At 33.2% G+C, this 23,924-nt stretch carries 22 protein-coding genes and 1 pseudogene; 9 read left to right on the top strand and 14 right to left on the bottom strand.

The window, feature by feature from the left end; all coding sequences use genetic code 11:
• Positions 1 to 265 precede the first annotated feature (265 nt).
• Together HOO91_16460 and HOO91_16465 are read right to left on the bottom strand one after the other, a co-directional pair.
• Complete coding sequence (locus tag HOO91_16460; protein ID NOU19151.1) at positions 266 to 463, bottom strand: hypothetical protein; 198 nt, start codon at positions 461 to 463, stop codon at positions 266 to 268.
• 10 nt (positions 464 to 473) lie between these two features.
• Complete coding sequence (locus HOO91_16465; GenBank protein ID NOU19152.1) at positions 474 to 2,036, bottom strand: hypothetical protein; 1,563 nt, start codon at positions 2,034 to 2,036, stop codon at positions 474 to 476.
• 170 nt (positions 2,037 to 2,206) lie between these two features.
• Between HOO91_16465 and HOO91_16470 the strand changes: the two genes are divergently transcribed.
• Positions 2,207 to 3,061, top strand: a complete 855-nt coding sequence (locus HOO91_16470; protein NOU19153.1) for a hypothetical protein — start codon at positions 2,207 to 2,209, stop codon at positions 3,059 to 3,061.
• Between the two features lie 339 nt (positions 3,062 to 3,400).
• Here HOO91_16470 and HOO91_16475 read toward each other — a convergent pair whose 3' ends face one another.
• From HOO91_16475 to HOO91_16530, 12 genes are all read right to left on the bottom strand, one after another.
• Positions 3,401 to 3,820: a hypothetical protein gene (locus tag HOO91_16475; protein NOU19154.1), complete on the bottom strand. Its 420-nt coding sequence runs from the start codon at positions 3,818 to 3,820 to the stop codon at positions 3,401 to 3,403.
• A gap of 11 nt (positions 3,821 to 3,831) precedes the next feature.
• Positions 3,832 to 4,998: a hypothetical protein gene (locus HOO91_16480; GenBank protein ID NOU19155.1), complete on the bottom strand. Its 1,167-nt coding sequence runs from the start codon at positions 4,996 to 4,998 to the stop codon at positions 3,832 to 3,834.
• Between the two features lie 145 nt (positions 4,999 to 5,143).
• Positions 5,144 to 5,686: a glutathione peroxidase gene (locus HOO91_16485; protein NOU19156.1), complete on the bottom strand. Its 543-nt coding sequence runs from the start codon at positions 5,684 to 5,686 to the stop codon at positions 5,144 to 5,146.
• A 106-nt stretch (positions 5,687 to 5,792) separates the two neighbouring features.
• On the bottom strand, positions 5,793 to 6,554 hold the full coding sequence (locus HOO91_16490; GenBank protein NOU19157.1) for a tetratricopeptide repeat protein: 762 nt from the start codon (positions 6,552 to 6,554) through the stop codon (positions 5,793 to 5,795).
• A gap of 37 nt (positions 6,555 to 6,591) precedes the next feature.
• On the bottom strand, positions 6,592 to 8,409 hold the full coding sequence (locus HOO91_16495; protein NOU19158.1) for a protein BatD: 1,818 nt from the start codon (positions 8,407 to 8,409) through the stop codon (positions 6,592 to 6,594).
• Positions 8,410 to 8,426: 17 nt separating this feature from the next.
• Entirely contained in the window at positions 8,427 to 9,152 is a 726-nt protein-coding gene (locus HOO91_16500; GenBank protein NOU19159.1) for a tetratricopeptide repeat protein, read from the bottom strand.
• A gap of 5 nt (positions 9,153 to 9,157) precedes the next feature.
• A complete protein-coding gene (locus HOO91_16505; protein NOU19160.1) occupies positions 9,158 to 10,198 on the bottom strand; it encodes a VWA domain-containing protein in 1,041 nt (346 codons plus the stop codon).
• Between the two features lie 85 nt (positions 10,199 to 10,283).
• Positions 10,284 to 11,276 (bottom strand): VWA domain-containing protein, encoded by a 993-nt coding sequence (locus HOO91_16510; GenBank protein ID NOU19161.1) that lies wholly within the window; start codon positions 11,274 to 11,276, stop codon positions 10,284 to 10,286.
• Positions 11,277 to 11,278: 2 nt separating this feature from the next.
• Positions 11,279 to 12,322, bottom strand: coding sequence for a hypothetical protein (locus HOO91_16515; protein NOU19162.1), 1,044 nt, complete (start codon positions 12,320 to 12,322; stop codon positions 11,279 to 11,281).
• A 12-nt stretch (positions 12,323 to 12,334) separates the two neighbouring features.
• Positions 12,335 to 13,222: a DUF58 domain-containing protein gene (locus tag HOO91_16520; protein NOU19163.1), complete on the bottom strand. Its 888-nt coding sequence runs from the start codon at positions 13,220 to 13,222 to the stop codon at positions 12,335 to 12,337.
• Between the two features lie 15 nt (positions 13,223 to 13,237).
• A complete protein-coding gene (locus HOO91_16525; GenBank protein ID NOU19164.1) occupies positions 13,238 to 13,657 on the bottom strand; it encodes a hypothetical protein in 420 nt (139 codons plus the stop codon).
• A 6-nt stretch (positions 13,658 to 13,663) separates the two neighbouring features.
• The gene (locus tag HOO91_16530) at positions 13,664 to 14,665 is read right to left on the bottom strand and encodes an AAA family ATPase (GenBank protein ID NOU19165.1); all 1,002 of its coding nucleotides are present in this window, start codon (positions 14,663 to 14,665) and stop codon (positions 13,664 to 13,666) included.
• Positions 14,666 to 15,207: 542 nt separating this feature from the next.
• On the opposite strand from HOO91_16530, the gene HOO91_16535 reads away from it, so the two are divergent.
• The 8 genes and pseudogenes from HOO91_16535 (at position 15,208) to HOO91_16570 (ending at position 23,836) form a co-directional block, all read left to right on the top strand.
• Entirely contained in the window at positions 15,208 to 16,851 is a 1,644-nt protein-coding gene (locus HOO91_16535) for an RNA-directed DNA polymerase (GenBank protein ID NOU19166.1), read from the top strand.
• A 3-nt stretch (positions 16,852 to 16,854) separates the two neighbouring features.
• A complete protein-coding gene (locus tag HOO91_16540) occupies positions 16,855 to 18,450 on the top strand; it encodes a hypothetical protein (GenBank protein ID NOU19167.1) in 1,596 nt (531 codons plus the stop codon).
• Between the two features lie 473 nt (positions 18,451 to 18,923).
• Positions 18,924 to 19,929, top strand: a pseudogene (locus HOO91_16545) (DNA-binding protein).
• Between the two features lie 55 nt (positions 19,930 to 19,984).
• Positions 19,985 to 20,383, top strand: a complete 399-nt coding sequence (locus HOO91_16550) for a type II toxin-antitoxin system death-on-curing family toxin (protein NOU19168.1) — start codon at positions 19,985 to 19,987, stop codon at positions 20,381 to 20,383.
• A gap of 315 nt (positions 20,384 to 20,698) precedes the next feature.
• Positions 20,699 to 21,451 (top strand): hypothetical protein, encoded by a 753-nt coding sequence (locus HOO91_16555; protein NOU19169.1) that lies wholly within the window; start codon positions 20,699 to 20,701, stop codon positions 21,449 to 21,451.
• Between the two features lie 653 nt (positions 21,452 to 22,104).
• Positions 22,105 to 22,782, top strand: a complete 678-nt coding sequence (locus tag HOO91_16560) for a WYL domain-containing protein (GenBank protein ID NOU19170.1) — start codon at positions 22,105 to 22,107, stop codon at positions 22,780 to 22,782.
• A 74-nt stretch (positions 22,783 to 22,856) separates the two neighbouring features.
• Complete coding sequence (locus HOO91_16565; GenBank protein ID NOU19171.1) at positions 22,857 to 23,198, top strand: NIPSNAP family protein; 342 nt, start codon at positions 22,857 to 22,859, stop codon at positions 23,196 to 23,198.
• A gap of 74 nt (positions 23,199 to 23,272) precedes the next feature.
• On the top strand, positions 23,273 to 23,836 hold the full coding sequence (locus tag HOO91_16570) for a hypothetical protein (GenBank protein NOU19172.1): 564 nt from the start codon (positions 23,273 to 23,275) through the stop codon (positions 23,834 to 23,836).
• The last annotated feature ends 88 nt before the right edge of the window (positions 23,837 to 23,924 follow it).

Here is a 23,924-nt window from a genome sequence, read left to right on the forward strand (position 1 = left end):
CAAATTGCAAATAAGAATTGCATTTTAGCAAGAGGTGATTTCTAAAAAGTAAAAACCAATAACTGATTATCATGCAATTATGAAGAGTAAACCTCAAAAGTGCATTTTAGTCGGATAACAGTGATATAGATTCTAATAATTAACTCAAGTTGCTACTTATAAAATTGTTTTTTGAGTCGTAATCTTATTGCGGTAGGTTGCTCTTCAGCAGAGCCTAATTCCTCTTCAGATTACAAACGAATATTACAAAACAAATTTGAATCAATCACCAACCATTTTTGACCACATTACCCCAAATAAACACCTCAAAAAATCCCAAAATGGGAGCTACTCGCTTATGTCCCTTCGATACAAATACTATTCTTATTGTACCTATTGTTACATCGTAAATACGGACAAAGAAGATTAGCAAGGGAAGAAAAAGAAATGAATAGCGGTTCGAATCAAATAATGATGAGTCCATAGTTTTAAACTTAAAAGTTCTTTCTTGATATCAAATATTCATTCATCTTCATATTTTCAATTTTACTTTCCACCCACAACACACAATCGAAATATTGGAGTGCTTTTTTATCTTGCGGATTAATTGTAATTCTTTGTAATTCTTTTTTCAAGTTTATAAAATCAGTTACCAAATTATCTGAAAGTGTTTTATTTAACAATTTATTTTTAATAAAATTGAAAATAAATGATTCAAGTTTATATAGCCGATTTCTTTTACTAAAAAAACGAATATTCGATTGATAGAGATATTCAATTTCACGAAAATTATTCAATTCATAATGAATAAGTATATTCAAAATTCGAGCGAAACAAAATATATCCACCGGTTCTTTTATTTCTGTTATATTTAAAACTTTATTAATCCAACATAAAGCATTAGAATAATCGGATAAAACAAAATATATGTACGAAATAGTATACATCAGAAATATTTTATACCTTGTAATAGGTATTGAAAAGAAATAATGTATTTTCAATTTTAATTCATTGATAAGATGAATAGCTTTTTCAAATTCATAAGATTCTTTATACAACTCCAGTTCAAGAAAATTTGAACGGATAAATATGATTTCTTTCAAATCAATAGTTAAATCATTTGAAAGACTATAATTTTTAGCTATGTTTTTGAGTTTAGGCAGTAAGGTATAGCATTGTGAAAATTTTTTAAGATGAATATTCGAATATATCAAATTGTTTAATGCTGCAACATAATGTATTGGCGAATTTTTTATTTGACGAGGATCTTTTTCCATTAAACTTACAATTCGCTCGTTAAACCTGCTACTCTCATCAATTTCTCCTTTGTTAAGATAATAGTAAGCCTGAATATAATAAAACATCACTCGAGAAAAATACGAAATTGCCATTTTCTCATTTTTTAATAATGGCCTGCTTATGATTTTTTTATATTTTGTTAAATCAAAACTGCTCCTGATAGGAGTACCTAAATTATTAAGTATCAGAATTTCGTAGAATAACTTTCGGTATTCACTTTTATTCCTTAATATTTTGAGTATTTCAATTTCATTTTTATAGTGTTCAAAAATAAATTTTTCTAGATTGCTAACTTTTGTCACAATAAATGCAATCTTACTATGCCATTCAATTATTTCAATCAACAAAAGGTGGGATTCGTTTTCAATTGCAATTTTTTTTGCTTTATCTAAAAGATTAGTACATTCATTATAAAGTCCTTTGTGATACAGAATTTCAACAAAACTAAGTAATTTCTTAATTTTTGATTCTGCAGAGATATCGGTATGATATAATTGTAAACTTTTTAAAATGAGATTATAAAGATGATTTTTTGTAACATGTAATTGTTTGATAAATGTTTCATTACAAAAATACTCTCTGACTTGTTTCTCGTCATAACTTTTTTGTTTTGCTATTACATCAAACAATCTAATATAGTTACTTGCCTTACGGTTATTGCCAGCAAAAAGTTTGAAATACCTTTTTTCCTGCTTCGATAAAGAATTTATAAGTATAAATAATCTATTTGACATACAGTTGATGTTTACAATATTCAACAAATGTATTTATTTAATCTATTTATTTTCAATTACAATATAGCTGTTTTTAGTTTAACTAATATTGTTTAGAAGTTTACACTTTACGATATTATAATGTTTTATTCTATATTTTTTTACTTTTTATTTGTATTGCTTCCTTTTAATACTAAACTAAAATTGAAATTATTATGAAAAATTTGAAATTTGGATTTATCCTATTGACAATTTCCTTAGGATTTATCAGTTGTAAAAAAGATTTATCAGTTCAGGAAAAGGTTCAAACTGATAAAGTAGTTAGCCCAACTGCTATTCTTGTTCCTGTGCAAAAGGTGGATATGTCGGCTACAATGTCAAAATTCGGTCAACTAGTACATCAATACACAATGTACATAGCTGCAACTAAGATGGGGGTTGCAAGTGATCGCGCCATGAGAATGCAACTTAATGCTAACCGTCCTGACGAAGTTGATCCAAATACACCAGGATTACAACAGTGGAGGCATGGTTACGTTTATGGTTGTTCTTCACCTTATCCTTATGTTTGGGGTAATGCTGATTGGTGGTGTAATAATGTTATTAAAGGGACAACTGTTTATGACACTGACAAAAGAAGTTGTTTTTATTATTATCCAAGCGACAAAGTTAATGGTGATAAAGCCTTAGGTTACTCAACTCATTACTTAAATGATGTGTCTAATCCATGGCATACTTCTGCTTGTGTAGTTACTCAAATTAACCATGGCAACTATGAAACTTGGTTAGAATGCAATTGGAAAGCGGGTCATTATTTTACAAATGATGTAAGTAATGATAATTATTACTACGCTGTAACTGATCCTGCTGCTTCTACCCGTAACTTAGCATGGTATAGCCGTTCAAATGCTGCAGCACTTGATGCAGCATATATTGCATCTGGTAGACCAACAACCGCTGGTACAGGAAATGCAACTCTTTTATCTATGACAAGAACACAACTAATAGAAGGCAATAGATACATGAGAGGTTTAGTAAAGTATACTTTAGATGCTAAAAGTGCTTGGTAGTAGTTAACTTTATACAAAAGTATCTGTAAACATATAGATTTCAAACAATAAAATTAATATTCACTAGTAAAGGCTCAAATCAGTTAATTCTGTTTTGAGCCTTTAAATCATATAACATCACTAACACATTATGCGATTTGTGAATATATTTGCCTTGTGCCATACGCAAAATTATTTTTTGCGAGCAACAAAGAATTTACCCTAAAGAGATTAAATTATAAATTACACCACCGCAAGTGAACGATGTATCAAAAACACGACTATTTGCTTCAAAAGTGATGGGGAATTAACTCATTAAGAAATTCGAATTAGTTAATAACTTGCACACACCTAAAGAACTTATTTGGATACTTTAAGTTCTTTTACACTAGATATATCAGTTCCGGAGGAAACATAACCTATAGCTCCAGCATTTTGATTGACATACCTTACAACTTCATCATCAGATGCTTTTTCAATTGGAGGTGTATTTACTCCTGCAAAAATGGCTTGCTGCCAAAAACTCTTGATTGCGCTTACTGTTTTTTTATGTATTTCTTCAGTAAATGTCTTTCTTATGCCAGTGCCAGCTGCCTGATCAACTGGATCAACCGTTTTACCATCAGTCCATTTTGTATTCTTTTTTAAGAAAAGATTAGAAACCTCATCTTTACTTAAAGTACTAGTTGAATTGGATTGATTTACAATTACCTTATAACCTTGGGCATGAACTGTAATTCCAATAACTACTATCATTAATAAAAGTACATATTTTCGCATGGTCTCTTTTTTTAAAATGAAAATACAAATGAAAACAAGTAATAATTGTAGTCTTTAAAATTGGTATAAGAGGTTTTTTGGTACTTTTCAACCAACATCCTTCTATATTCCAACTTAAAAATGGTTTCGTAGAAAGGACGATAGGCTATACCACCCGAATATGAAGCCATTGGCAAATCAACTAGAGAGCCATCAGTAAAAACTGCTTTTGCATCTTCGATATATTCATATCTCACCCAAGGCTTAAAAGCTCCAGCATCATAGGTTAACTCAGCATAGTATCCTTTGTATACTAGAGAAAAAATTGGAGTGCTTTCCGTGGTTTTTAAATCAGCATTCCAATATTCAGCATTTAACTTAAATTTTTGTATATTAAGATGTAAATCAACTCCTAATGATCTCTGTTTAGCCTCTTCAAGGCTTGATACATTACCAGTAGCTGCATCTAATACTACCAAGTTAGATTCTGTACCTTCAAATATGTTTAGCCCTAAAGTTCCTATTTCTTTAAAATCGAAAGACAGTCTTCCAGATCCACCTAGGTATGATTTAGGTATATTACCTTCATACACTTCATAATGTCCTGAGAACGGAACAATTTCTTCTTGTCCTTGAATCCCAATAATTCCACCCTCGACATGATCTGTAATGTAATAATTACCATATGTGACATTGTAGTTTACCCTTAGATTTTCACCAAAGGAACCTGCAATTTGAATTCCACTAACGCTTTGGGGAAAAAACATATGGTGAGAAACAACCATTGGTAGAACACCACTTGGGTTTAGTGGGGCATAATAATATAAATTTGAAGGGCTTAATGGGGTAAGAAATTTTCCTGCACCAAGTTTAAAGCCCTGATTAAAAGTGTATTGTCCAAATGTTTCTACTACAACATCGTGCAAACTTCGCGTCCACGGACTATAAACAAGAGTTGATTTTATTTCAAGTTTTTCCAAAGGCTTATAAGTAGCCAAAAATCCAGCTTGTGCCAACCCAATTCCTTTATGTTTTTCTGTTGGCGACCCTAATGCGCTTATATTTGAATGGTCTGAATATTCAATAATTGAATTTAAATATCCTGTAAAATGGGTTTGAGGCTTCCATTCATCTTGAGCAAAAGAGTTCACGTAGTGCAACATCAAAAACAATAGAAAAAAACCAATTTTCTTTTTCATAATCAATATGTTTAGGTTAACATTGATACCTAAACAGTGAAAAAAAAACTTGGTTCAACAATTTTTAGTGATATGACTCACTTATAGAAGTGATGTAACTCAATTATCTAAATATAAATAGCGGATTATTAGTTACTTAAAGGTACTAATTACCCATAATCCATTTAATAATCCTTTCGGAATCAGGCTTTTCTTTTGAAAAAGCTACATCAACTAATTTCCCATTTTCATCAATAAGGTATTTTTGGAAATTCCATTTAACTTCGCTATCCATTACGCCATTTTCAGACTTTGAAGTAAGCCATTTGTATAATGGATTGATATCATCCCCTTTTACTGATATTTTTTCCATCATGGGAAAGGTTACACTATATTTCGATGTACAAAACTCTCTAATCTCCTTATTAGTACCAGGCTCCTGACTACCAAAATTATTGGCAGGGAAACCAATTACTATAAAGTTTTTATCCTTATAATCTTGATAAAGTTTCTGTAATGTTTCGTACTGAGGAGTAAATCCGCATTTTGATGCTGTATTCACTACCATTACTTTCTTCCCTTTGAGCTGGGATAAAGAATACTCAGAACCATCTATTGATTTTACAGTGAAATCGAATAAAGATTTTGATTGTGCAACAGCAACTCCTGCTGCAAGTAATCCAAACGATAGAAGTGCTATAATTTTCATTGTATTAGTTGTTTTGGTTATTAGTTAAACCATAAACAACTAATATTGAAATAAGTTAAAGGTATAGGGAGAAATTTTACAATGCTTAACAGATCAAACCCCTTATCTATATTCTCTCAAGCGTTTCTTTTAGTACCCAGCCTTCATTACCATCAGCGATGCAGATTTCGAGCCAATCGCCAACAGAGTCAATTATATGAACCTTGGCTCCAGCATGAAGTACAAAAAAATCTTTCCCCGACTCTCCAGGTGAAGTCTTAACTGCAACTACCGAAGGAAATAGTATGCCGTAGTTATGGTTAACTATATTATTTTTCTGTTGAGTACTAAATGTAAAAGATAGGATTGTAATAAAAACAGTAAATAATCCTACTGAAAAAGCTATTCTTTTAAGGTTGGAACTATATGAGAACCAGAAAAAATATGCAAGAACTAACGATATTATAAAAAATAAAATTCCAGTATATGCCCATCCATTGGTTGACATAGATTGTCTGAATTTCTTAGAGAAGGTTGTTAAAAAAAATTCTGGGAGTGGCTCTATTCTATCAACCGTAAAGGTTTTTGCTAAATCAAGATTGAAATTAATATTCTCATCTCCAGGATTAAGCAGGTTGGCTCTCTCATAATTAAGAATGGCTGCTGGAATATTCTTCAATTTATAGTATGCGTTACCAAGGTTATAGTAAATCACATCTGACTTGTAGCCTTGCTTAAGAATTGATTCGTAGGATTTTACAGCATCATCGTATTTTCCATCGGTATAACTTTTATTTGCAGCAGCCATGAGGTTATTGACATTATCCGCAAATACAAAGCCTGATGAAAGAGTAACAATTATTAGTATGTTTAAAATATATCGTAACATAATTTATAAATTAAAATGAAAATATCATTTTACACTTTTATCTTTTAATAATCTGCTCAAGTTTAGAAATTAGCTGATGTGCGCTATTGTATAGCAAACTCATTTCCGAGTTGTCAGTAGCTGGAGCAAAACGTGCATACTCACATACTGAGATAATCCGCATGAACTCCTCAATATCATTATCAGCAATGTCCCTTGATTTCAATTCAATACGAGCATTATCGCTTGTTAAATTTGATATTGGAATGCTAAGTTTATCGGAAAGGTAACCCCACATCGCTTTGTGAATCTCCTCAAAGAATTGCTCCCTCCTATTTTCTTTAAGATGCAATTCGGCAACCTGTAAACGCTTACGAGCAACCTTATTGGCCTTCTTGTTCTTAATCAGCATAATATCTGATATCTCCTTTTGATGTTTACTCATTAAAAACATAAGAGCACCAAAACCTATCAGCAATAATATAATCGTGAGGAAAAACATAAACGAACCAATGAAATATCCCGAAAAAGGTTTTTCACTCAGTTTTGTGGTTTTAATAAATCGGATATCCTTACCAATAAATTTAATATCCTCTTTTCCATACCCATAACCCGAAGAAGTTCCGGGATCTGCCCCATCTGAGGTTACTTTAATATTAAATTCTGATGATTTAGTTGTAACATATTGACCTTTGGAAGGATCGAAGTATGTAAACACAATTGGTGGAATGGTGAAATTGCCAGGAGTTCTTGGAATTGCAACATATTCAAATAGTTTATAACCAGTAGAACCTGCGGCACTATTTATAATCTTATCTGTTGTTTTTGGATCAAACAGCTCAAAACCCGAAGGGAATTCAATTTTAGGCGATTCAATCAATTTAATATTTCCTACCCCTGATAATTTAACCCTAAGGGTAATTGCTTCATTAGTTTTAACTACATTTTTATCAATGGAAGGTTCCAATTTAAAACTACCAACTCCACCTTTGAACGATTCAGGCGCATTTACTGGTAAATCCTTAACAGCAATTGTAATTGGTTTGCTTACCAACTTTTTCTTATACGTTTCAACGGAACCAAAAAAGTCATCAAAAATAGATTGAGCGCGATTTGTACGCTGCTGATAAAGCACTTCTAGTTCAAATGGCTCTATTTCAAGATTACTATTTTTCTGTGGGAATAAAAGATACTTTTTTATTACACCCGCACTATATAACTTACCATTTACATTAGCACGTTTAAATTCAATATTTGTTGGAGTTTCAAGTTCCTGACTCCAAAACCCATTAAATGCAGGAAACTTCATATCATTAAACCCCACAATATTTATGGTAGTATAAAGTTTTAAGGTTGCAACTAAAGGTTCACCAAGGTATACAGAACTTCTATTAAATTCAATAGTTACAAATAAATCAGACGAGGGTAAATCGTTTCTTACTTCAGTTTGTTCCTGTTGACTTGAATTCTGGCTTTGCTGTTGTCGTGATGAATTTGTTTGTTTAACAACCTCAATACTAATTGGGTTAGATTTCAACTCATCATTTCCAACAACTGCTTTAGCAGGATCAATAGTAAACTTGCCCTCCTTGGTGGCCTCTAAAATAAAGGTGTATGAAATATTTTCGCTTTGGGTTACCCTTCCATTAATTACCTCAATACTAGTACTCTGAGAAGTACTTGGGCCTGCTAGCACCTCAAAATTTTCAATATTGGGTGGAGTAAACGATGAAGGTCGCTTATTTAATGAATATGTAAGCCTAAACTGCTCTCCAACAGCAACTAAACTTGGTCCATTTACTTCGAGCCTAACCTCCTGTGCAAAGGTTAAAAATCGGAGTAGTAATAATCCCAAAACAATAATTGTTCTTTTCATATTTAAAGTGTAACTCATTACCAATTTTTCTCAACCTTAACCTTTGCTGCCTTTACCTGCTGCTCACGCAATTTCTGCTGCACCTGTTTCTCATTATTCTGTAGGGCTTCAAGCATACGGCGTGCATCCTCCTGAGATATTTTTTGTTTCTGTTGTTGTGGTTGATTTTTATCCTTTTGATCCTGATTCTGTTTATTCTTATCCTTATCGTCCTGATCCTTTTGATCTTTCTTGTCCTTATCCTTATTCTTATCTTTATTATCCTTGTTATCTTTATCCTTATTGTCTTTATCGTTTTTGTCCTTTTGCTGCTGTTGCTTTAGCATTCTTTGTGCTTCAGCAAGATTATACTTAGCCTCGTTATCACTGGGATTTAAACGTAATGATTTTTTATATGAATCAATGCTTTCCTTTAGCTTTTGCTGCTTTAGGTAAGAATTACCCATATTGTAATACACATTAGATTTTTGAACATCGCTAACGTTTGCTCCTGATAATCCATCAAGCAATTTTACTGTTTCCTCGTGCTTATCCTGTTTATAGAGGGCATCAGCAAGGTTGAAATTACCTTTAAACGATGATGGATTTTTTTCAATTGCCTTTCGATAGGATATTTCAGAACTTGTGAAATCCTTTTTGTTAAACTCACGATTACCCTGACGGATTGATTTTTTTTCCGTTTGAGCATTTGCTTGAAATGCAATTAAGATAATTGAAACTAAAGTAAGTGCTAATTTTTTCATCTTTTTTACCTCCTATTAACACCGAATAGATTTAGTTTGGTTAACCATTTATTTTTTCTTTCAAGTATCAGAAATTCTAGAAATAGCAGTAGAAATGCTAATCCAAAAAGATACTGAAATTGATCATCGTACTCCGAGTATATCTTCTCCTTCATCTCTGTTTTCTGCATCTTATTAATATCCTCGAATAGAGGAATTAAGCCAAACTGAGAATTTGTTGCACGGATATATTTTCCATTTCCAGCAACTGCAACTTTTGAAAGGGTTTCCTCATCAAGTTTGGATACTACAACGTTACCATCCTTATCTTTCCAGAATGAATTTTGTGTATCTGCTGATAGTGAAGGGATTGGTGCTCCTTGGGGCGATCCAATTCCAATTGCATAAACATATATTCCCTGTTCAGCAGCTCTTTTTGCAGCTTCAACTGGGTCATCCTCATGATTTTCACCATCTGATAGAACAACAATAACCTTACTGGTTTCGCCTTGAGGGCTAAATGAACTTGCTGCCAAATTAATGGCAGAGCCTATTGCTGTTCCTTGCTTTGGTACAACTCCTGGGTTGATAGATGAAAGGAACATCTTAGCCGATATATAATCGTTGGTTATTGGGAGTTGAATGTAGGCATCACCAGCAAATACTATTAGCCCAAGCCTATCGTTGGATAGTTTATCAACAAGTCTAGAAATAGACTGTTTTGCTCGCTCCAACCGATTTGGTTGAATATCCTCCGCCATCATGCTATTTGAGACATCAAGGGCAATTATTAGTTCGATACCCTTGCGCTTAACCTCTGTTAACTTAGAGCCGAACTGAGGTCCAGCCATTCCTAGGATTATTAAAGTAATGGCAACAGTGAAAATTATAGTTTTTAACCAACCTCTCTTAAATGATATTCCTGGCATTAGCTGTTTTAAAATATCGAGATTACCAAAACGGTTGATTGCTCGTTTTTGCAAAATAGTAGCAAACCAAAATAATCCTATAATAATAGGTATTAGGAACAAAAAGTATAAATATTCTGGATGCGAAAATCTAAACATAACTCTTCAGTTTACTTTATTAGCTATTCTTTTGTTGACTAAACACTAAACTTTTAACTCTAAACTCCACACTTAGAACTTCTTTTTATGGAATACTCCTGAAAATCGTTGATCGCAATACAAACTCCGATGCAATAAGCAGCAAAGCGATTAAACCAAAAATTCTAAACCGCTCCTCTCTCTTATTGTACTCAGTAACCTCTATTTTAGAGCGTTCCAATTTATCAATCTCGGAATATACTTGTTCTAAGGCTTTATTATTTGTTGCCCTAAAGTATCTACCACCTGTCATTTCAGCAATTTGTTGGAGTACCTCCTCATCAATTTTTACCTCCATATTCTGGTATTGAACCCCAAAAGGAGTTTGAACTGGGTATGGTGCGGTACCTATAGAGCCTATACCAACCGGGTAAACCCTTACTCCATAGCTTTTAGCAATTTCGGCAGCGGTTAAGGGTGCTATCTCTCCCCTATTATTCACACCATCTGTCAAAAGAATAACTACTCGACTTATAGCATTACTATCCTTTAACCTCGAAATTGCAGTTGCCAAACCAGATCCAATTGCCGTTCCATCCTCAAGAATTCCCATTTTGATATCCTTGAACATGTTGATAAGCGAAGCATGATCTGTTGTAAGCGGGCAAAGTGTAAAACTTTCTCCCGAAAAAATTACTAGCCCCATCCTATCGGTCTGGCGTCCGCTAATAAATTTAATCCCAATCTCCTTTGCTGCCTCTAAACGATCAGGTGTAAAATCTCTGGCTAGCATACTCCCCGAAACGTCAATAGCAAGGATTATATCTATTCCTTCGGTTGTAACATTCTTCCAAGTATTTGTAGACTGGGGTCGTGCTAAAACTATGATAATTAATGTAATAACAATAACCCTTAGTGCAAAGAGTATATGCCTTAAATAAACTTTTATTGATACAGGTGATTTTGCAAAACTTTGTAAAGTTGATATTTGCAAACTAGCCTTAGAATCTTTCTGACGAAATATATACCATGCAACCATTGCTGGTATTAGCAAAAGCAGGTAAAAGAATTTTGGATGTGCAAATACTAATTGGTTCATTTTTAGCTTAATATTTTATTATCCTGTTCTTGTAATACTTCTTTTGTTTCTTCCTTCGACACTTCCTTTGTCTCAGTATTTGTAATTTCAGCATCGTTTGAAGGTTTTGCCTCAATAATTGGTTTTGTTTTATCTACAAAATCAAAAGCGAATTTCAAATTCTGCTCATTTTCAGAGACAAAGGGGGTGTACTTTGCAAACTTAACCAAGTCGGCAAGGAATAATGATTCCTGTAATTGCTTGTAAAGCTCATCAACAGGGAAATCCGCTTGTCTTAGACCTAAAAGGATTTCATCGGTTGTTTGCTCCATTGCACTTACATAAAATCTACCCTCGATATAAACCCGCAGTACATCAATCAATCGGGTGTAGTAATGCTTGTGGTTATCAGTTATCCAGAGTTTTTCTTGCTTAATCTTTTCAAGCTCTCTGATAGCAATAACGTGTGGCGGTTCCACAGGTTTCTGAATAAAGCTGAAAGGTTGATTTAGCTTTCTTCTCCTCAAATATAGAATAACCAAAAATATTAACCCAGCAAAAAGCAATCCTCCAAACGCCCAAGGAGCAGCCTCTTTAAATGTGATAGGTTCTTCAATGGGCGCTTTTATGTCATAAATATCCTTAACTGCTTTATTGCGAGGTATTGAGTTTACAATAAATGTTAAAGGATTTGAAAGCACAGTATCAGTTTTTGCCCCATCAGCTATGGCTATTTTAAGCTCCGGGAGCTGATAGTTACCACTATCAAAAGAGGTAATAAGCAATTTCATTATCTGCTCAACTTTATGATCCTTAAGCTTAGCTGTTTCGAAAATTGGTTTATTAACCAATTCTATACCTTTTATTAAAGAATCACTTAAGGGAGGAAAACTAACCTTACATGATTCTGGAACAAGAACAGATATGGTTAATCCAACTCTATCGCCTAAAAGAATTGAATCCTTAGTAAGCTTTGTTCTTACTGAATATTTAGAATCAGTATCGGCTTGCTGAGAAAAGGAATTTGTGCCTAGAATGAGTAATATTAATAGTAATCGAGTCTTCATAGTAAATTTGTATTAGCCTCTATGCTTAAAAAGTAGAATAAGAGGTTTAACATAGTCCTCATCGGTGCTGATTGAAACCCAGTCAACCTTACACCTTGAGAATACCGTTTTAAGGTTTGCGCTTGTTTTATTCCACCATTCAGCGTAAATCCGTCTGGTTACTGAGCTAGAAGTATCAACCCATTTATATGCGTTACTTTCTGCATCTTTGAGCTTAATTAGCCCAACCGATGGTATTTCGGTTTCGCGTTTATCGTAAACTCGTATGCCAACCACATCGTGTTTATTGTTTGCTATTGTTAAAGCATCGTTAAAGCGTGGGTTTGATGAATCAGAATCTAAATCAATAAAATCGCTAAGGATAAACGCTGTACAACGCTTTTTAATAGCATTGGTAAGGTAACGCAATGCCTCAGAAATATTGGTTTCCTGATTTTTAGGCTCATACTCAATAAGTTCTCTGATAATCCGTAGAATATGAGTTTTTCCCTTTTGAGGAGGGATAAATTTCTCAACCCTATCGCTAAAAAGGATTGCACCAATCTTATCGTTATTCTGAATAGCCGAGAATGCAAGCACAGCCGAAATTTCAGCAATAAGATTTTTCTTAAGGGTTGTGGTTGAACCAAACATTCTGGAACCGCTAACATCTATTAAAAGCATAACGGTTAGCTCACGTTCCTCTTCAAATACCTTAATGTATGGGTGGTTAAAACGGGCGGTAACATTCCAATCGATAGAGCGAATATCATCGCCATATAGATACTCCCTAACCTCGCTAAACGCCATACCTTTGCCCTTAAATGCGCTATGGTATTGACCTGCGAATATATGCTTGGATAATCCGCGAGTTTTTATCTCAATTTTTCGTACCTTCTTTAATAATTCGGTGGCTTCCATATTACCGATTACTTTTTATTTTTTTGGACGAGTAATTACTGTAATAAACCAGTTTCCTTTTTTTAAAGTTTTTTCGAACACCTTACCGTTGCTGTACTCTAGCCATGTAGTTGAATTCTTTTTTTTGTATTTCGAATCAAGTTCCGTAACTACTTGATTCAAAAGCCATGTGTTGTACATCCTAGCGGTTGAGGTGCAAAACCCCTTCTCATCTAGGATAAAAAGGAGTGTTTGCTCCTCGAAGGTATTCACATACTTGATAAAACTTTTCTTACCATTTACAACCTCTTTATCGAATACAAATCCGGGGTAAGTCGCCTTTGTGTTCTTTCGGATATCCTCTTTATTTTGACCAATAAAGTTTTGAGAATAACCTTGGATAAGGATAAAACTTACCGTTAATATGAGGATTAGTTTCCGATATATAGGTGTCATCTATATTTATGGTACTTCAACAGTATTTAGTATTTCCGAGATAATATCTTCGGTTGTAATATTCTCAGCTTCTGCCTCATAGGTTAAACCGATACGATGACGAAGTACATCATGGCAAACCGAACGGATATCCTCTGGAATTACATAACCACGGCGTTTGATAAATGCAAATGCTTTTGATGCTAATGCTAGGTTGATACTTGCCCTTGGCGAAGCACCATAGCTAATCATATTCTCAAACTTCTCAAGCTTAAACTGTTTTGGGAATCTGGTAGCAAATACGATATCGAGAATGTATTTCTCAATCTTTTCATCCATGTAAACCTCGCGTACAATACTCCTAGCCTTAATAATATCCTCAGTTTTAAGAACCATATTAGCCTTGGGAAACGTATTTGCAATATTCTGACGCATGATAAGTTTTTCCTCTTCCTGCTTTGGGTAGGTAATTTTAACCTTAAGCATAAAACGGTCAACTTGTGCCTCTGGGAGCGGGTAAGTACCCTCCTGCTCAATTGGGTTTTGCGTTGCAAGTACAAGGAAAGGCTGATCCAATTTGTAAGTTACCTCGCCGATTGTAACCTGACGTTCCTGCATGGCCTCAAGTAAGGCACTCTGAACCTTTGCTGGGGCGCGGTTTATTTCATCGGCCAGTACAAAGTTGGTAAATATAGGCCCTTTCTTTACAATGAATTCTTCCTTTTTTTGGCTGTAAACCAATGTACCAATAAGGTCGGCAGGCAGCAAATCAGGAGTGAATTGAATTCGGCTAAACTTAGCGTCAATTGTATTGGCTAGCGTATTTATTGCTAAAGTTTTTGCCAAACCGGGTACACCTTCGAGTAGGATGTGCCCATCGGCAAGTAAACCAATCATCAGCGACTCAACAAGGTGTTTTTGTCCAACAATCACCTTGTTTATCTCCATGCTGATAATATCAACAAACGAACTTTCAAGACGAATTCTTTCGTTTAACTCCTTAATGTTTAATGTGTTAATTTCGCTCATTGTTCAAAATAGTTATATCGGTTTATTTTTTATTTTATTAACAATTAACAACCGCAAATTTCACAATTAATACGCCTGTTGCAAGTTAAAAAAAGTTAAATGGTGTTTAGAAGTGTGAATAAACATCCCCCCTCTTAACTCGCCTTAAATAAATGGGAGGAAACAATGAATGGAAAAGATTATAGAATATACAGGATTAGCAAAAGGGGGTTGAAAAGATATAAAGTAGAGTATAGTCCTACCCATGCCCTTCGTTAAGTTGAGGCTCTCGCCTCAACTTTTCTATTTTTGATGGCTTTGTCCGCTAACAAAATTACACCTATTTATTAACTGTAGAATAGTCCAATGGAATGTTATATAATTCTATAACGGCATAACTCTTTTATGATTAGTTTTTTTAGTTAACTTTGAGATATTGTTCATAAAAATTGAATAGATATACCCAAATTAGACTTATCAGTAAAGGGAAATCGAAATTTATAATACCCGTTCCAAATTAAAGATTATGCCTATTTTAAAGATTGTTTTGTAAAACTTGTTTTATGGATAAAACACTAGTTATTTCTGGTATCGAAATTAATGTTTCTCAAGCAATCCGACGACTTAAGAAAGACATTGAAGATGATTGGTTTAAAGACCCATTCATGTTTAAAGACTTTTTAACAGATGATTTTGTTATTGAAAAACTCAAAATGATTGATTTCAATAGATATTCAGCCTCAAGAAGACAATATTTTGATATACCTAAGAATGGATTTGTCCTTCGTTATTCAATAGAAACTAATATTATTGATAGAGTTGTATATCAAGGCTTAATTGATATCATTGGTGGTGATTTAGACAGCAAACTAGGAGTTGAAGTATATTCGCATCGTATTTGTAATACAAAAGAAAGAGATAGTTATTTCTTTAGACATCCTGTTGAACAATGGAGGGCTTTTAATAAAGATGTTACGATTGATTTGCAGCAACATAAAGATAATGTCTTGTTAGTTACCGACCTTACAAATTTTTATGAAAATATTAGTGTGAAAAAATTGGGAGAAAAATTATCTGATTTGATTTTAGAATTGGATATATCATGTGAAAAGAAAATAAATTACAAAAGGGTTGTTCAATTATTAACTAAAATTTTGACTAAATGGTCTGTCCCTGAAACAGGTTCTGGCATCCCTCAAAATAGAAATCCATCATCTTTTTTAGCAAACATCTATCTAAAAACTGTCGATGAAACTATGATAAAAAATGGTTATAAATATTATCGATATATGGATGACCTTAGATTTGTTTGCCAAGATAGATATGAAGCTCGATTAATATTAAAAAACTTAATTGCTGAATTACGAAATATAGGGTTAAATGTAAATGCAAAGAAAACAGAAATATTAGCACAAAATCATTCTAACTTAACTCAATATCTTCCAATCCCAGATAGAGAGATTGAACAAATTGACGAACTCTTTAAATCAAAAAAAGCTATTCAAATACAAAAGGCAATACCTTTATTAGAAGCTAAAACTCTCAAGTTAATAGAAGGAAAACAAACCTCTAGTCGTGAATTTCGATTTTGCATTTTTAGATACGAGAAATTACTTCGTATTACGGAAATGCGCGAAAGTATTGATGTTTCCAAGTTAACGCCATGTGTTTTAGGTGAATTATTAGAACAACCATGGTCAACCGATTCCTTTTTTAGATTTCTAGAATGTGTAGATTTAAGTCCCGAAGAATGTCAGCAAATAGCTAATATTTTATTTGAGGATATACTTTGTACGTATGAATGGCAAGTTTACTATCTCTGGCAATTATTAATAGCCAAAAAATTTAAAACAGACAAATTGCTTGGTATTGCACGTAAGAAAATAAAATCAAATCAACATAAAAAGCCTGAAATAGCTGCTTGTTGTTTATACTTATCAGCAGTTGGAAGTACTAACGATAAACAATTCATTGCTGAAAACTTTATAATATTTAAAGATTTCTTTACTCAACGCATAGCATTAATTGCCGTTAAAGATTTGTCATATTCAAGGTATATTGAGCCATATGTAATGGAACATATAATCCCTGAGTATATTGGAACATATAAAATATTAGGGACGTCTTTTTCTGATTTGTTTTATATCGCACCAAGCCCTATTCCTGTTGAGAATTTGTATAATGAATTACCTGATATTAATTCATAGTAAATGATTATCCCATTAGTTACAATATTAGATAATTTTAACACAAGGGATGAAGGTGAGTTTTATTTACTTGATAAAAGCACCAATCAACCACTAAAGGTTGACTTTAAGTATTTTTTAAATCACCAAAATCAAATAGTTTCATTTGATATTAATAAAATTATTGACACCTTAAAAGGTAAGACTAAGTCAATTAATGCTCATATTATTGACTTAACTCAAATGTATAAACTATTAAAGGGAAAGCCCGTTAAGGAATTAAGTACAAGCAATTCATGGGCAATTGAATATGTATTACAAGATTATTCTGATCTATCAACTAATGAAATTGAATCGTTAAGAACAATATATAAAGGTCGTAAAAGCCAAATCCAATGTGATATTTTAACCAAATTACTTCAGGCATTGGAGTTAGTTTATAATAGATTAAATTTAGCATTAAAGGAAAACTTGGAATATGAAAGATTTTGGAAAATTGAAACTGTAATAATACAATTGTTAGTTAATCGTCAATTAAATGGAATAAATATTTCTCCCAAATTATTAGAATCTCGTTTGACTAAGTTGGATGAAATAATATATAATAATCAAAAGAAGCTTAGATTTGATTATGGCGTTTTGAATAGTACTGATAATGAAGTTTTAAGAAAAGTCATAATAGATTCAGGATTCGAATATACAGGCAGAAATATTGACAATCAGAATATAGATCACTTACTCAAATATGGTTCAGATTCCAGTGAATTGTTGAATCTAATATATAATTTAAAAAAATCTAAAAGAGACAAATCATTTCTATTAAGATTTGGTGCCGTTGGAGAAAGTAAAGTTTATCCTGTTTATGATTGTATTGGAACTGTAACTAGCAGGATTTTAATAAGAGACCCGCTAATACAGCAACTTAGAAAAACTTCAAGAGATTTTTTTATTCCAGACAAAGAGAAAGAATTTATTTACGCAGATTTTGGTCAATTTGAACCTGCGATTTTAGCAGACAAATCCAAAGCCCAAAAACTAATTGAATTATATAATACAGGTGATATATATGAAGGACTTAGCATAACTTTATTTGGGGATATTTCACACAGAAAATTCTCAAAAATTGTATTTTTAGCTTACATGTACGGCATGTCAATTGAAGGTCTTACCCAAATTATACATGAATTTTTCCCGCAATTACAGATTGATATACAATTAAAATTAAATGATTTTTTCTCTGAGTTTAAAGAGTTAGTTGTTTATAAGCAAAAATTAGAAAAAGAATTTCTAATGAATAATAGGATTGGAACTAGCCTTGGTAATTTTAGGTATCGGGAGTCAATTGGTAAAAATCACCTTTGGAATAAAGAGAAAAGATGGCTATTAAGCCAAAATATTCAAGGAACAGCTTCTTTAATCTTAAAAAAAGCATTGATAAAGTTATCAGCTTATGAAACAATTGAATTTTTAATACCTATGCATGATGCTGTTTTGTTTCAGGTTCCAATTAGTGATATGAAAAATAGCAAATTAGTAATTGAAAAAGCATTTTCAGACTCGTTTAAAGAAGAATGTCCTTCAATTATTCCTAAAATTAGATTTGAAAAATTTGATGAATAAAAAATAACCGTCTCTGACCGTAACAATTCAAAATAATATTAAGCCTTGCTTTCACAGAATTCATTATTCCAATAATATTCAACCACGTCGTGGTTGTTGTATTTCTCCTGCCCCACCCCGCATTGCATACGGGGCTATTCACATTTAATCCCTTTGGGATTGCTGCAAAACAATAATCGCAATTTGCGATAGTATAATTCTGCCTGATTACTCCTTCCACTGTCAATCCCAACAGCATCACGGCTACACAGCAACACTTTTCACTTGTCTCTTGCCACTTATCACTTGCCACTTACCACCTCCCCCATCACCATTCAAACCCTTACCCTCTTGGTTTGCCCTTAAATCAACTTTAAAGAACTTTTACTATATTTACCATCAAGGCACACACGGGTATATTCTAAATTACCAAGGGGTTCTCTTATTGTGAAAAACGCCATGGAGTAAATTGTATTTTTCTAAAAAAATGAGAAATGAAGAATTTAACAAATTCAAATATCGATAGGCAAAACATTTTGAATAACTGATTTGCACTCGAAAAAATTCAAGAGTACATCGGCTTGCCAGGAATGCTATTTGAAGGAGAATATAAATTTACAACCCAAATGGTTGCGGATTTTTATGGCGTTGATGAGAGAACTATTAAAAGGTATTTGGAGAATTACGAGCAAGAGTTAAAACACAATGGGTATGTTTTAAGTAAGGGTAAACAATTAAAGGACTTGAAGTTACAGTTTGGTCATGTCATTAATGTCCCGAGCAAAACAACACAGCTTGGCCTTTTTAATTTCCGAGCCATTCTGAACTTAGGAATGTTGCTAGCAGAAAGCGAAAATGCTAAACTCCTTCGCTCAAAGATACTCGATATTGTGATAGAAACAATAAATGAAAGAACTGGCGGTGGAACAAAATACATTAACCGCAAAGATTCTGATTATCTACCAACTGCCATAAGGGAAAGTAAATACAGGAAAGAATTTACTTTTGCATTAAGCAGATACGTGGATATGGGGAATTACAAATACTCATTAGTATACGGACAAAATATATCAATGCATATTCAAAGAAAATGTTCAGGAATATAAACAGATATTAAAACTTGAAGCAAAGGAAAATGCAAGGGATACGATGTATGCAGAGATTCTTAACCTTATAGCTTCATTCGAAACAGGCATTGCTTACGAGATTGAAAAGTGCTATAAAAAAGTAGGGCGCAAATTACAACCGAATGAAGTGGATGAAATATTTATAGATTTCTCCAAACATCCGCTGCAACGACCTCATATTGAAGATGCCAGAATAAAAATGGCATCACGAGATTTGCATTTTAGAGATGCATTTCATAAAAAACTTGAAGAGTATATTCATTCGATATCACCCGCTGACTTTGAACGATTCCTTGGTGAACAAAGTGTGAACTTCGAAAAACAGCTAGAAGATGCAAAAGATGTTTTTAAAAGGCTTAAAGACAGTGAATGAACGCAATAATATATATCACAGATATACAATAAGTTATTAATATACATAAAAAACTATTGCAATTAGCGGTGGTGGCGCAGATGGGATTATTAACATCGGTTCGCTTGATGCAGCCTTGGAGCATATCCAAAACGACACGTATTACCCAACATTTATTGATAAATTAACGCATCTCTTTTTCGCAGCAAATAAAAGCCATTGTTTCCAAGATGGTAATAAAAGAATTGCCATTTCGCTGGGAAGTATTTTTCTTCTAAAAAATGGATATTTAGATGCCGCTCAACGATTTCTATATAAAATGGAAACAATCAGCTACCATTTAGCTGCGGGACGAATTGACAAAGATTTTTTAAGAGATATTATCGATTCCATTATTTATGAAGAAGATTTTTCGGAAGAGATAAAAATAAAATTAATTCACTGTATATCAAACGAGAATAACAACGAATGGTAATCGATTAAGCAGTCGATAATCTAAACCCTCGTTCGCTGTAGATTTGTCCCCGCATCGCACACGAAGCCATTCATATTTAATCCCTTCGGGATTACTGCAAAACAATAATCGCAATTTGCGATAGTCTAATTCTACATATTACTCCCTCCACTGTCAACCCCAACAGCATCACGGCTACACAGCAACACTTTCCACTTGCCACTGATATATTGCTTAATAGCCTTGGAAAGTTCAGCCCTTTTTACTTACTTTACTATTATTGAACACGAAAGTAGTTTTAACCGAGCATCCTCTTAATTTCTAAATCGAACTATTATGAGCCTCTGCGATAAATTCAAAAATATTTTAAGCGGCTACTACCGCTGGTTTAAACCGAAAGAGATTGAAAAACCAGATTGTGTTTTGCAATTGCTAAAAACTCTTTACCCGAAAGTTAACTGGAACAAAGTTCACTTTTACAATAATCTTCCATGGTATATACCCTCATCCAAAACAATTGCAATTACTTTACCGGGAATCTATAATTTCACTCGATTTAATATCTATTTTAATAAAAATTTTGATCCTTCCAGTTATAAGAGACTTGGCACTATGGTTCACGAAGGGTTTCATGTTCTTCAAAACAGAGATACTGGTATTTTCGGAGTGGGTTTTATCAGGCTCTTTATGGTGGAATACCTTGGCAGTTGGGCTATGTTTGGGTATAAAAATAGCTCAATGGAAGTTGACGCTTATGAACAAGAAAAGCACTTTAATGAGTGTTACAAAGCACTCAATAAAAATATATGTGACTGCTCTACGAAACCGCCAACATTAAATCAAAATGCTTTAAGTCAACTTATAGCGAGTTACCCTGATTTAGCTAAGAATACTAGCGGTTATCATTATAATTTCGATATTTTCCTAGCAATAATTGGGGTTGTCTTAGATATACTAATTGCTATTTTACTACCCATTTTGGAATTTGTATTGTTGCTAGTGTCGGCCTTATTACTAGTTATTACAGGAATAGTATGCGGGATAACTTGGCTATGGAATATTTTTGCTAAGCTTTTCCGTAGAAAGTAATTTGACTATTGTTTGGGAAAAACAATGTATATAGGCGCAGTCAACAATTTATAGAATATAGAGATAACGGTTACAACTCTTGTTGCACGTGGTGACCATATTCGCGGCGTTATTATGTGTTAGTTTGGATTTCTAGTTGGGTATGCATGGGTTCTCGTTAAGTTTAGGTTTCTGCCTTGAGTTTTCTGATTTTGAAGGTTTTGTCTGCATAATATTCAAACAACAAAAACCCTGCTTTCGCAGAATTCATTCTGCTAATAATATTCAACCACTCTGTGGTTGGTCTTTTCTCATACCTTACCCCGCATTGCATGCGGGGCTATTCACATTTAATCCCTCTGGGATTATAGCAAAACAACTATCGTATTTTACGATACGATGAAATGGTGTCGAATATCAATAATCGCAAAATGCGATAGTTTAATTGTGTGTGGTAAGTTTACAATCTTTTCACTTTCTTCCGTTAAGTATTTATATCTAGGGTTAATTCCAATTCTTTAGGAATTGGAATAACATTTGGATTGCAGATTTATGGCACTACAATTCATGGATGGTGATTGGAAATTATATTTGAAAAATAGTATATTGCTTAAAATATCAGGAAAAAGTTAAAAAATGGGTGGTAACAAACTTTTAATAATACCAAAAAGTAGATGAATAGAGTTGACCGGTTAATGAGTATTTTATGGACTTTGCAGTACAAAAAGTTTGTAAGCGCTGAGCAATTATCGGAAAAATATAATTTGAGTATACGTACTGTTTACAGGGATATTAAGGCGTTAAATGAAATAGGTATTCCTATAAATTTTGAGCCTAATAAGGGTTATAGCATTATGCATGGGTATTTTCTCCCTCCCCTCCTATTTACCGTTGAGGAGGCGAATGCACTGCTGCTGCTTCAAAATCTTGCACATAAATTCACTGATAAATCCATAACAAAATATTCCGATTCTGCTCTTAATAAAATTAAATCGGTACTAAGGAATAACGATTTTGAAAAAATGCAATTTTTTTCTGATAAAATAAATGTTTATAACCCTGATAATCAATCAAAAGAAAATAATTATTTATCCGATATCCAAAGTGCAATTATTGAAAAATCTATTCTGAAAATAGAGTATACTGATAATAATAAAAATAAAACGCAAAGAGAGATAGAGCCTATTGGGATGATATTTTATACCAATCAATGGCACTTAATTGCCTGGTGTTGGCTTCGTGAAGAATATAGGGATTTCAAAATAAATCAGATAGAACATTTATCTATCAATCAAAATCATTTTAGAAAGGGGCATACATACACGATTCAAGATTATATTAAAAATTTTTAAGTTCCACTTTTTTTTGACTGACATAGGGTTGTCAGCCCTGTAATTTAACTTTGCCAAAAATTAAATTTGGCAATATGGAAAATACAACAAATGAAATTATTGAAATTAGAACCTACCAGCTTAAAAAGGATTCGGGCGAATTATTTCATAAAATCTTCTGCGAACAATCCTTACCAATGCTCAAACGGTGGAATATCAGAGTTTTTGCTTATGGAAATTCCATATCAAACCCTGATAGCTACTTTTTAATACGTCAGTATAAAAGTTTAGAGGAAAGGCAAATAAGTCAAGATACTTTTTATGGAAGCACCGAATGGAAATTAGGACCTAGAGAAGCAATTGTTTCGCTTATAGAAAATTCTATTGATGTTGTAGTTCCATTCAACAAAGAAATTGAAGCAATTATTCAACATTAAACTATTAGGATATGAGGCAAATATTCGTTGTAATATTATTGATAATTTACTCTAACATTAACGCACAAAACGCTATGAATGAAACCGAAACGGTAATAATACCTCAGTTACAATTTGATGAGAAAGGAGAACTTATAATTACCCCTTCCTCCACCTCTTCGAAATCGGATTTTAATTTTTATGAGGGGAAATGGAAAATCCACAACAGAAAGCTTAAATCGAGATTAAGTAATTGTATTGAATGGACTGAATTTGAATCAACACAGGAAATGCGTAAGGTTTTGAATGGAATTGGAAATATCGATAATTTTTTTGCAACATTCAATGGAATACCCTTTGAAGGAATGACAGTTCGGCTTTTTAACCCAAAAACAAAACTGTGGAGTATTTATTGGGCCGATTCAAACGAAGGAAAATTAGATCCGCCCGTTGTTGGTTCTTTTGAAAATGGCATAGGGTATTTTTTCACAAAGGACTCTTTTAATGGGAAAAATATTATCGTGGTTTTTCGTTGGGATTCAAGAAACAAGGATAATCCTGTTTGGAGTCAAGCATTCTCTGAGGATAATGGTAAAACTTGGGAGTGGAATTGGTATATGTATATCAATGTCGTTGACTTAAGCTATAAAGGTTTGTAATTCATATAGTAGAGTTTCTTTGGGCGTTTTTTTCTTTCATGCTTTCGGCCAGGGCGAACAATTTCCCTTGTTTGGCTTACAATGGAAT

The organism is Bacteroidales bacterium, assembly GCA_013141385.1.
GTDB lineage: Bacteria > Bacteroidota > Bacteroidia > Bacteroidales > Tenuifilaceae > UBA8529.

Coding starts and splice junctions, on each gene's coding strand:
- HOO91_16470 (NOU19153.1), top strand. CDS start 2,207: ATGAAAAATTTGAAATTTGGATTTATCCTATTGACAATTTCCTTAGGA.
- HOO91_16475 (NOU19154.1), bottom strand. CDS start 3,820: ATGCGAAAATATGTACTTTTATTAATGATAGTAGTTATTGGAATTACA.
- HOO91_16480 (NOU19155.1), bottom strand. CDS start 4,998: ATGAAAAAGAAAATTGGTTTTTTTCTATTGTTTTTGATGTTGCACTAC.
- HOO91_16460 (NOU19151.1), bottom strand. CDS start 463: ATGGACTCATCATTATTTGATTCGAACCGCTATTCATTTCTTTTTCTT.
- HOO91_16535 (NOU19166.1), top strand. CDS start 15,208: ATGGATAAAACACTAGTTATTTCTGGTATCGAAATTAATGTTTCTCAA.
- HOO91_16515 (NOU19162.1), bottom strand. CDS start 12,322: ATGAAGACTCGATTACTATTAATATTACTCATTCTAGGCACAAATTCC.
- HOO91_16490 (NOU19157.1), bottom strand. CDS start 6,554: ATGTTACGATATATTTTAAACATACTAATAATTGTTACTCTTTCATCA.
- HOO91_16495 (NOU19158.1), bottom strand. CDS start 8,409: ATGAAAAGAACAATTATTGTTTTGGGATTATTACTACTCCGATTTTTA.
- HOO91_16530 (NOU19165.1), bottom strand. CDS start 14,665: ATGAGCGAAATTAACACATTAAACATTAAGGAGTTAAACGAAAGAATT.
- HOO91_16560 (NOU19170.1), top strand. CDS start 22,105: ATGAATAGAGTTGACCGGTTAATGAGTATTTTATGGACTTTGCAGTAC.
- HOO91_16520 (NOU19163.1), bottom strand. CDS start 13,222: ATGGAAGCCACCGAATTATTAAAGAAGGTACGAAAAATTGAGATAAAA.
- HOO91_16570 (NOU19172.1), top strand. CDS start 23,273: ATGAATGAAACCGAAACGGTAATAATACCTCAGTTACAATTTGATGAG.
- HOO91_16525 (NOU19164.1), bottom strand. CDS start 13,657: ATGACACCTATATATCGGAAACTAATCCTCATATTAACGGTAAGTTTT.
- HOO91_16485 (NOU19156.1), bottom strand. CDS start 5,686: ATGAAAATTATAGCACTTCTATCGTTTGGATTACTTGCAGCAGGAGTT.
- HOO91_16540 (NOU19167.1), top strand. CDS start 16,855: ATGATTATCCCATTAGTTACAATATTAGATAATTTTAACACAAGGGAT.
- HOO91_16555 (NOU19169.1), top strand. CDS start 20,699: ATGAGCCTCTGCGATAAATTCAAAAATATTTTAAGCGGCTACTACCGC.
- HOO91_16565 (NOU19171.1), top strand. CDS start 22,857: ATGGAAAATACAACAAATGAAATTATTGAAATTAGAACCTACCAGCTT.
- HOO91_16510 (NOU19161.1), bottom strand. CDS start 11,276: ATGAACCAATTAGTATTTGCACATCCAAAATTCTTTTACCTGCTTTTG.
- HOO91_16505 (NOU19160.1), bottom strand. CDS start 10,198: ATGTTTAGATTTTCGCATCCAGAATATTTATACTTTTTGTTCCTAATA.
- HOO91_16500 (NOU19159.1), bottom strand. CDS start 9,152: ATGAAAAAATTAGCACTTACTTTAGTTTCAATTATCTTAATTGCATTT.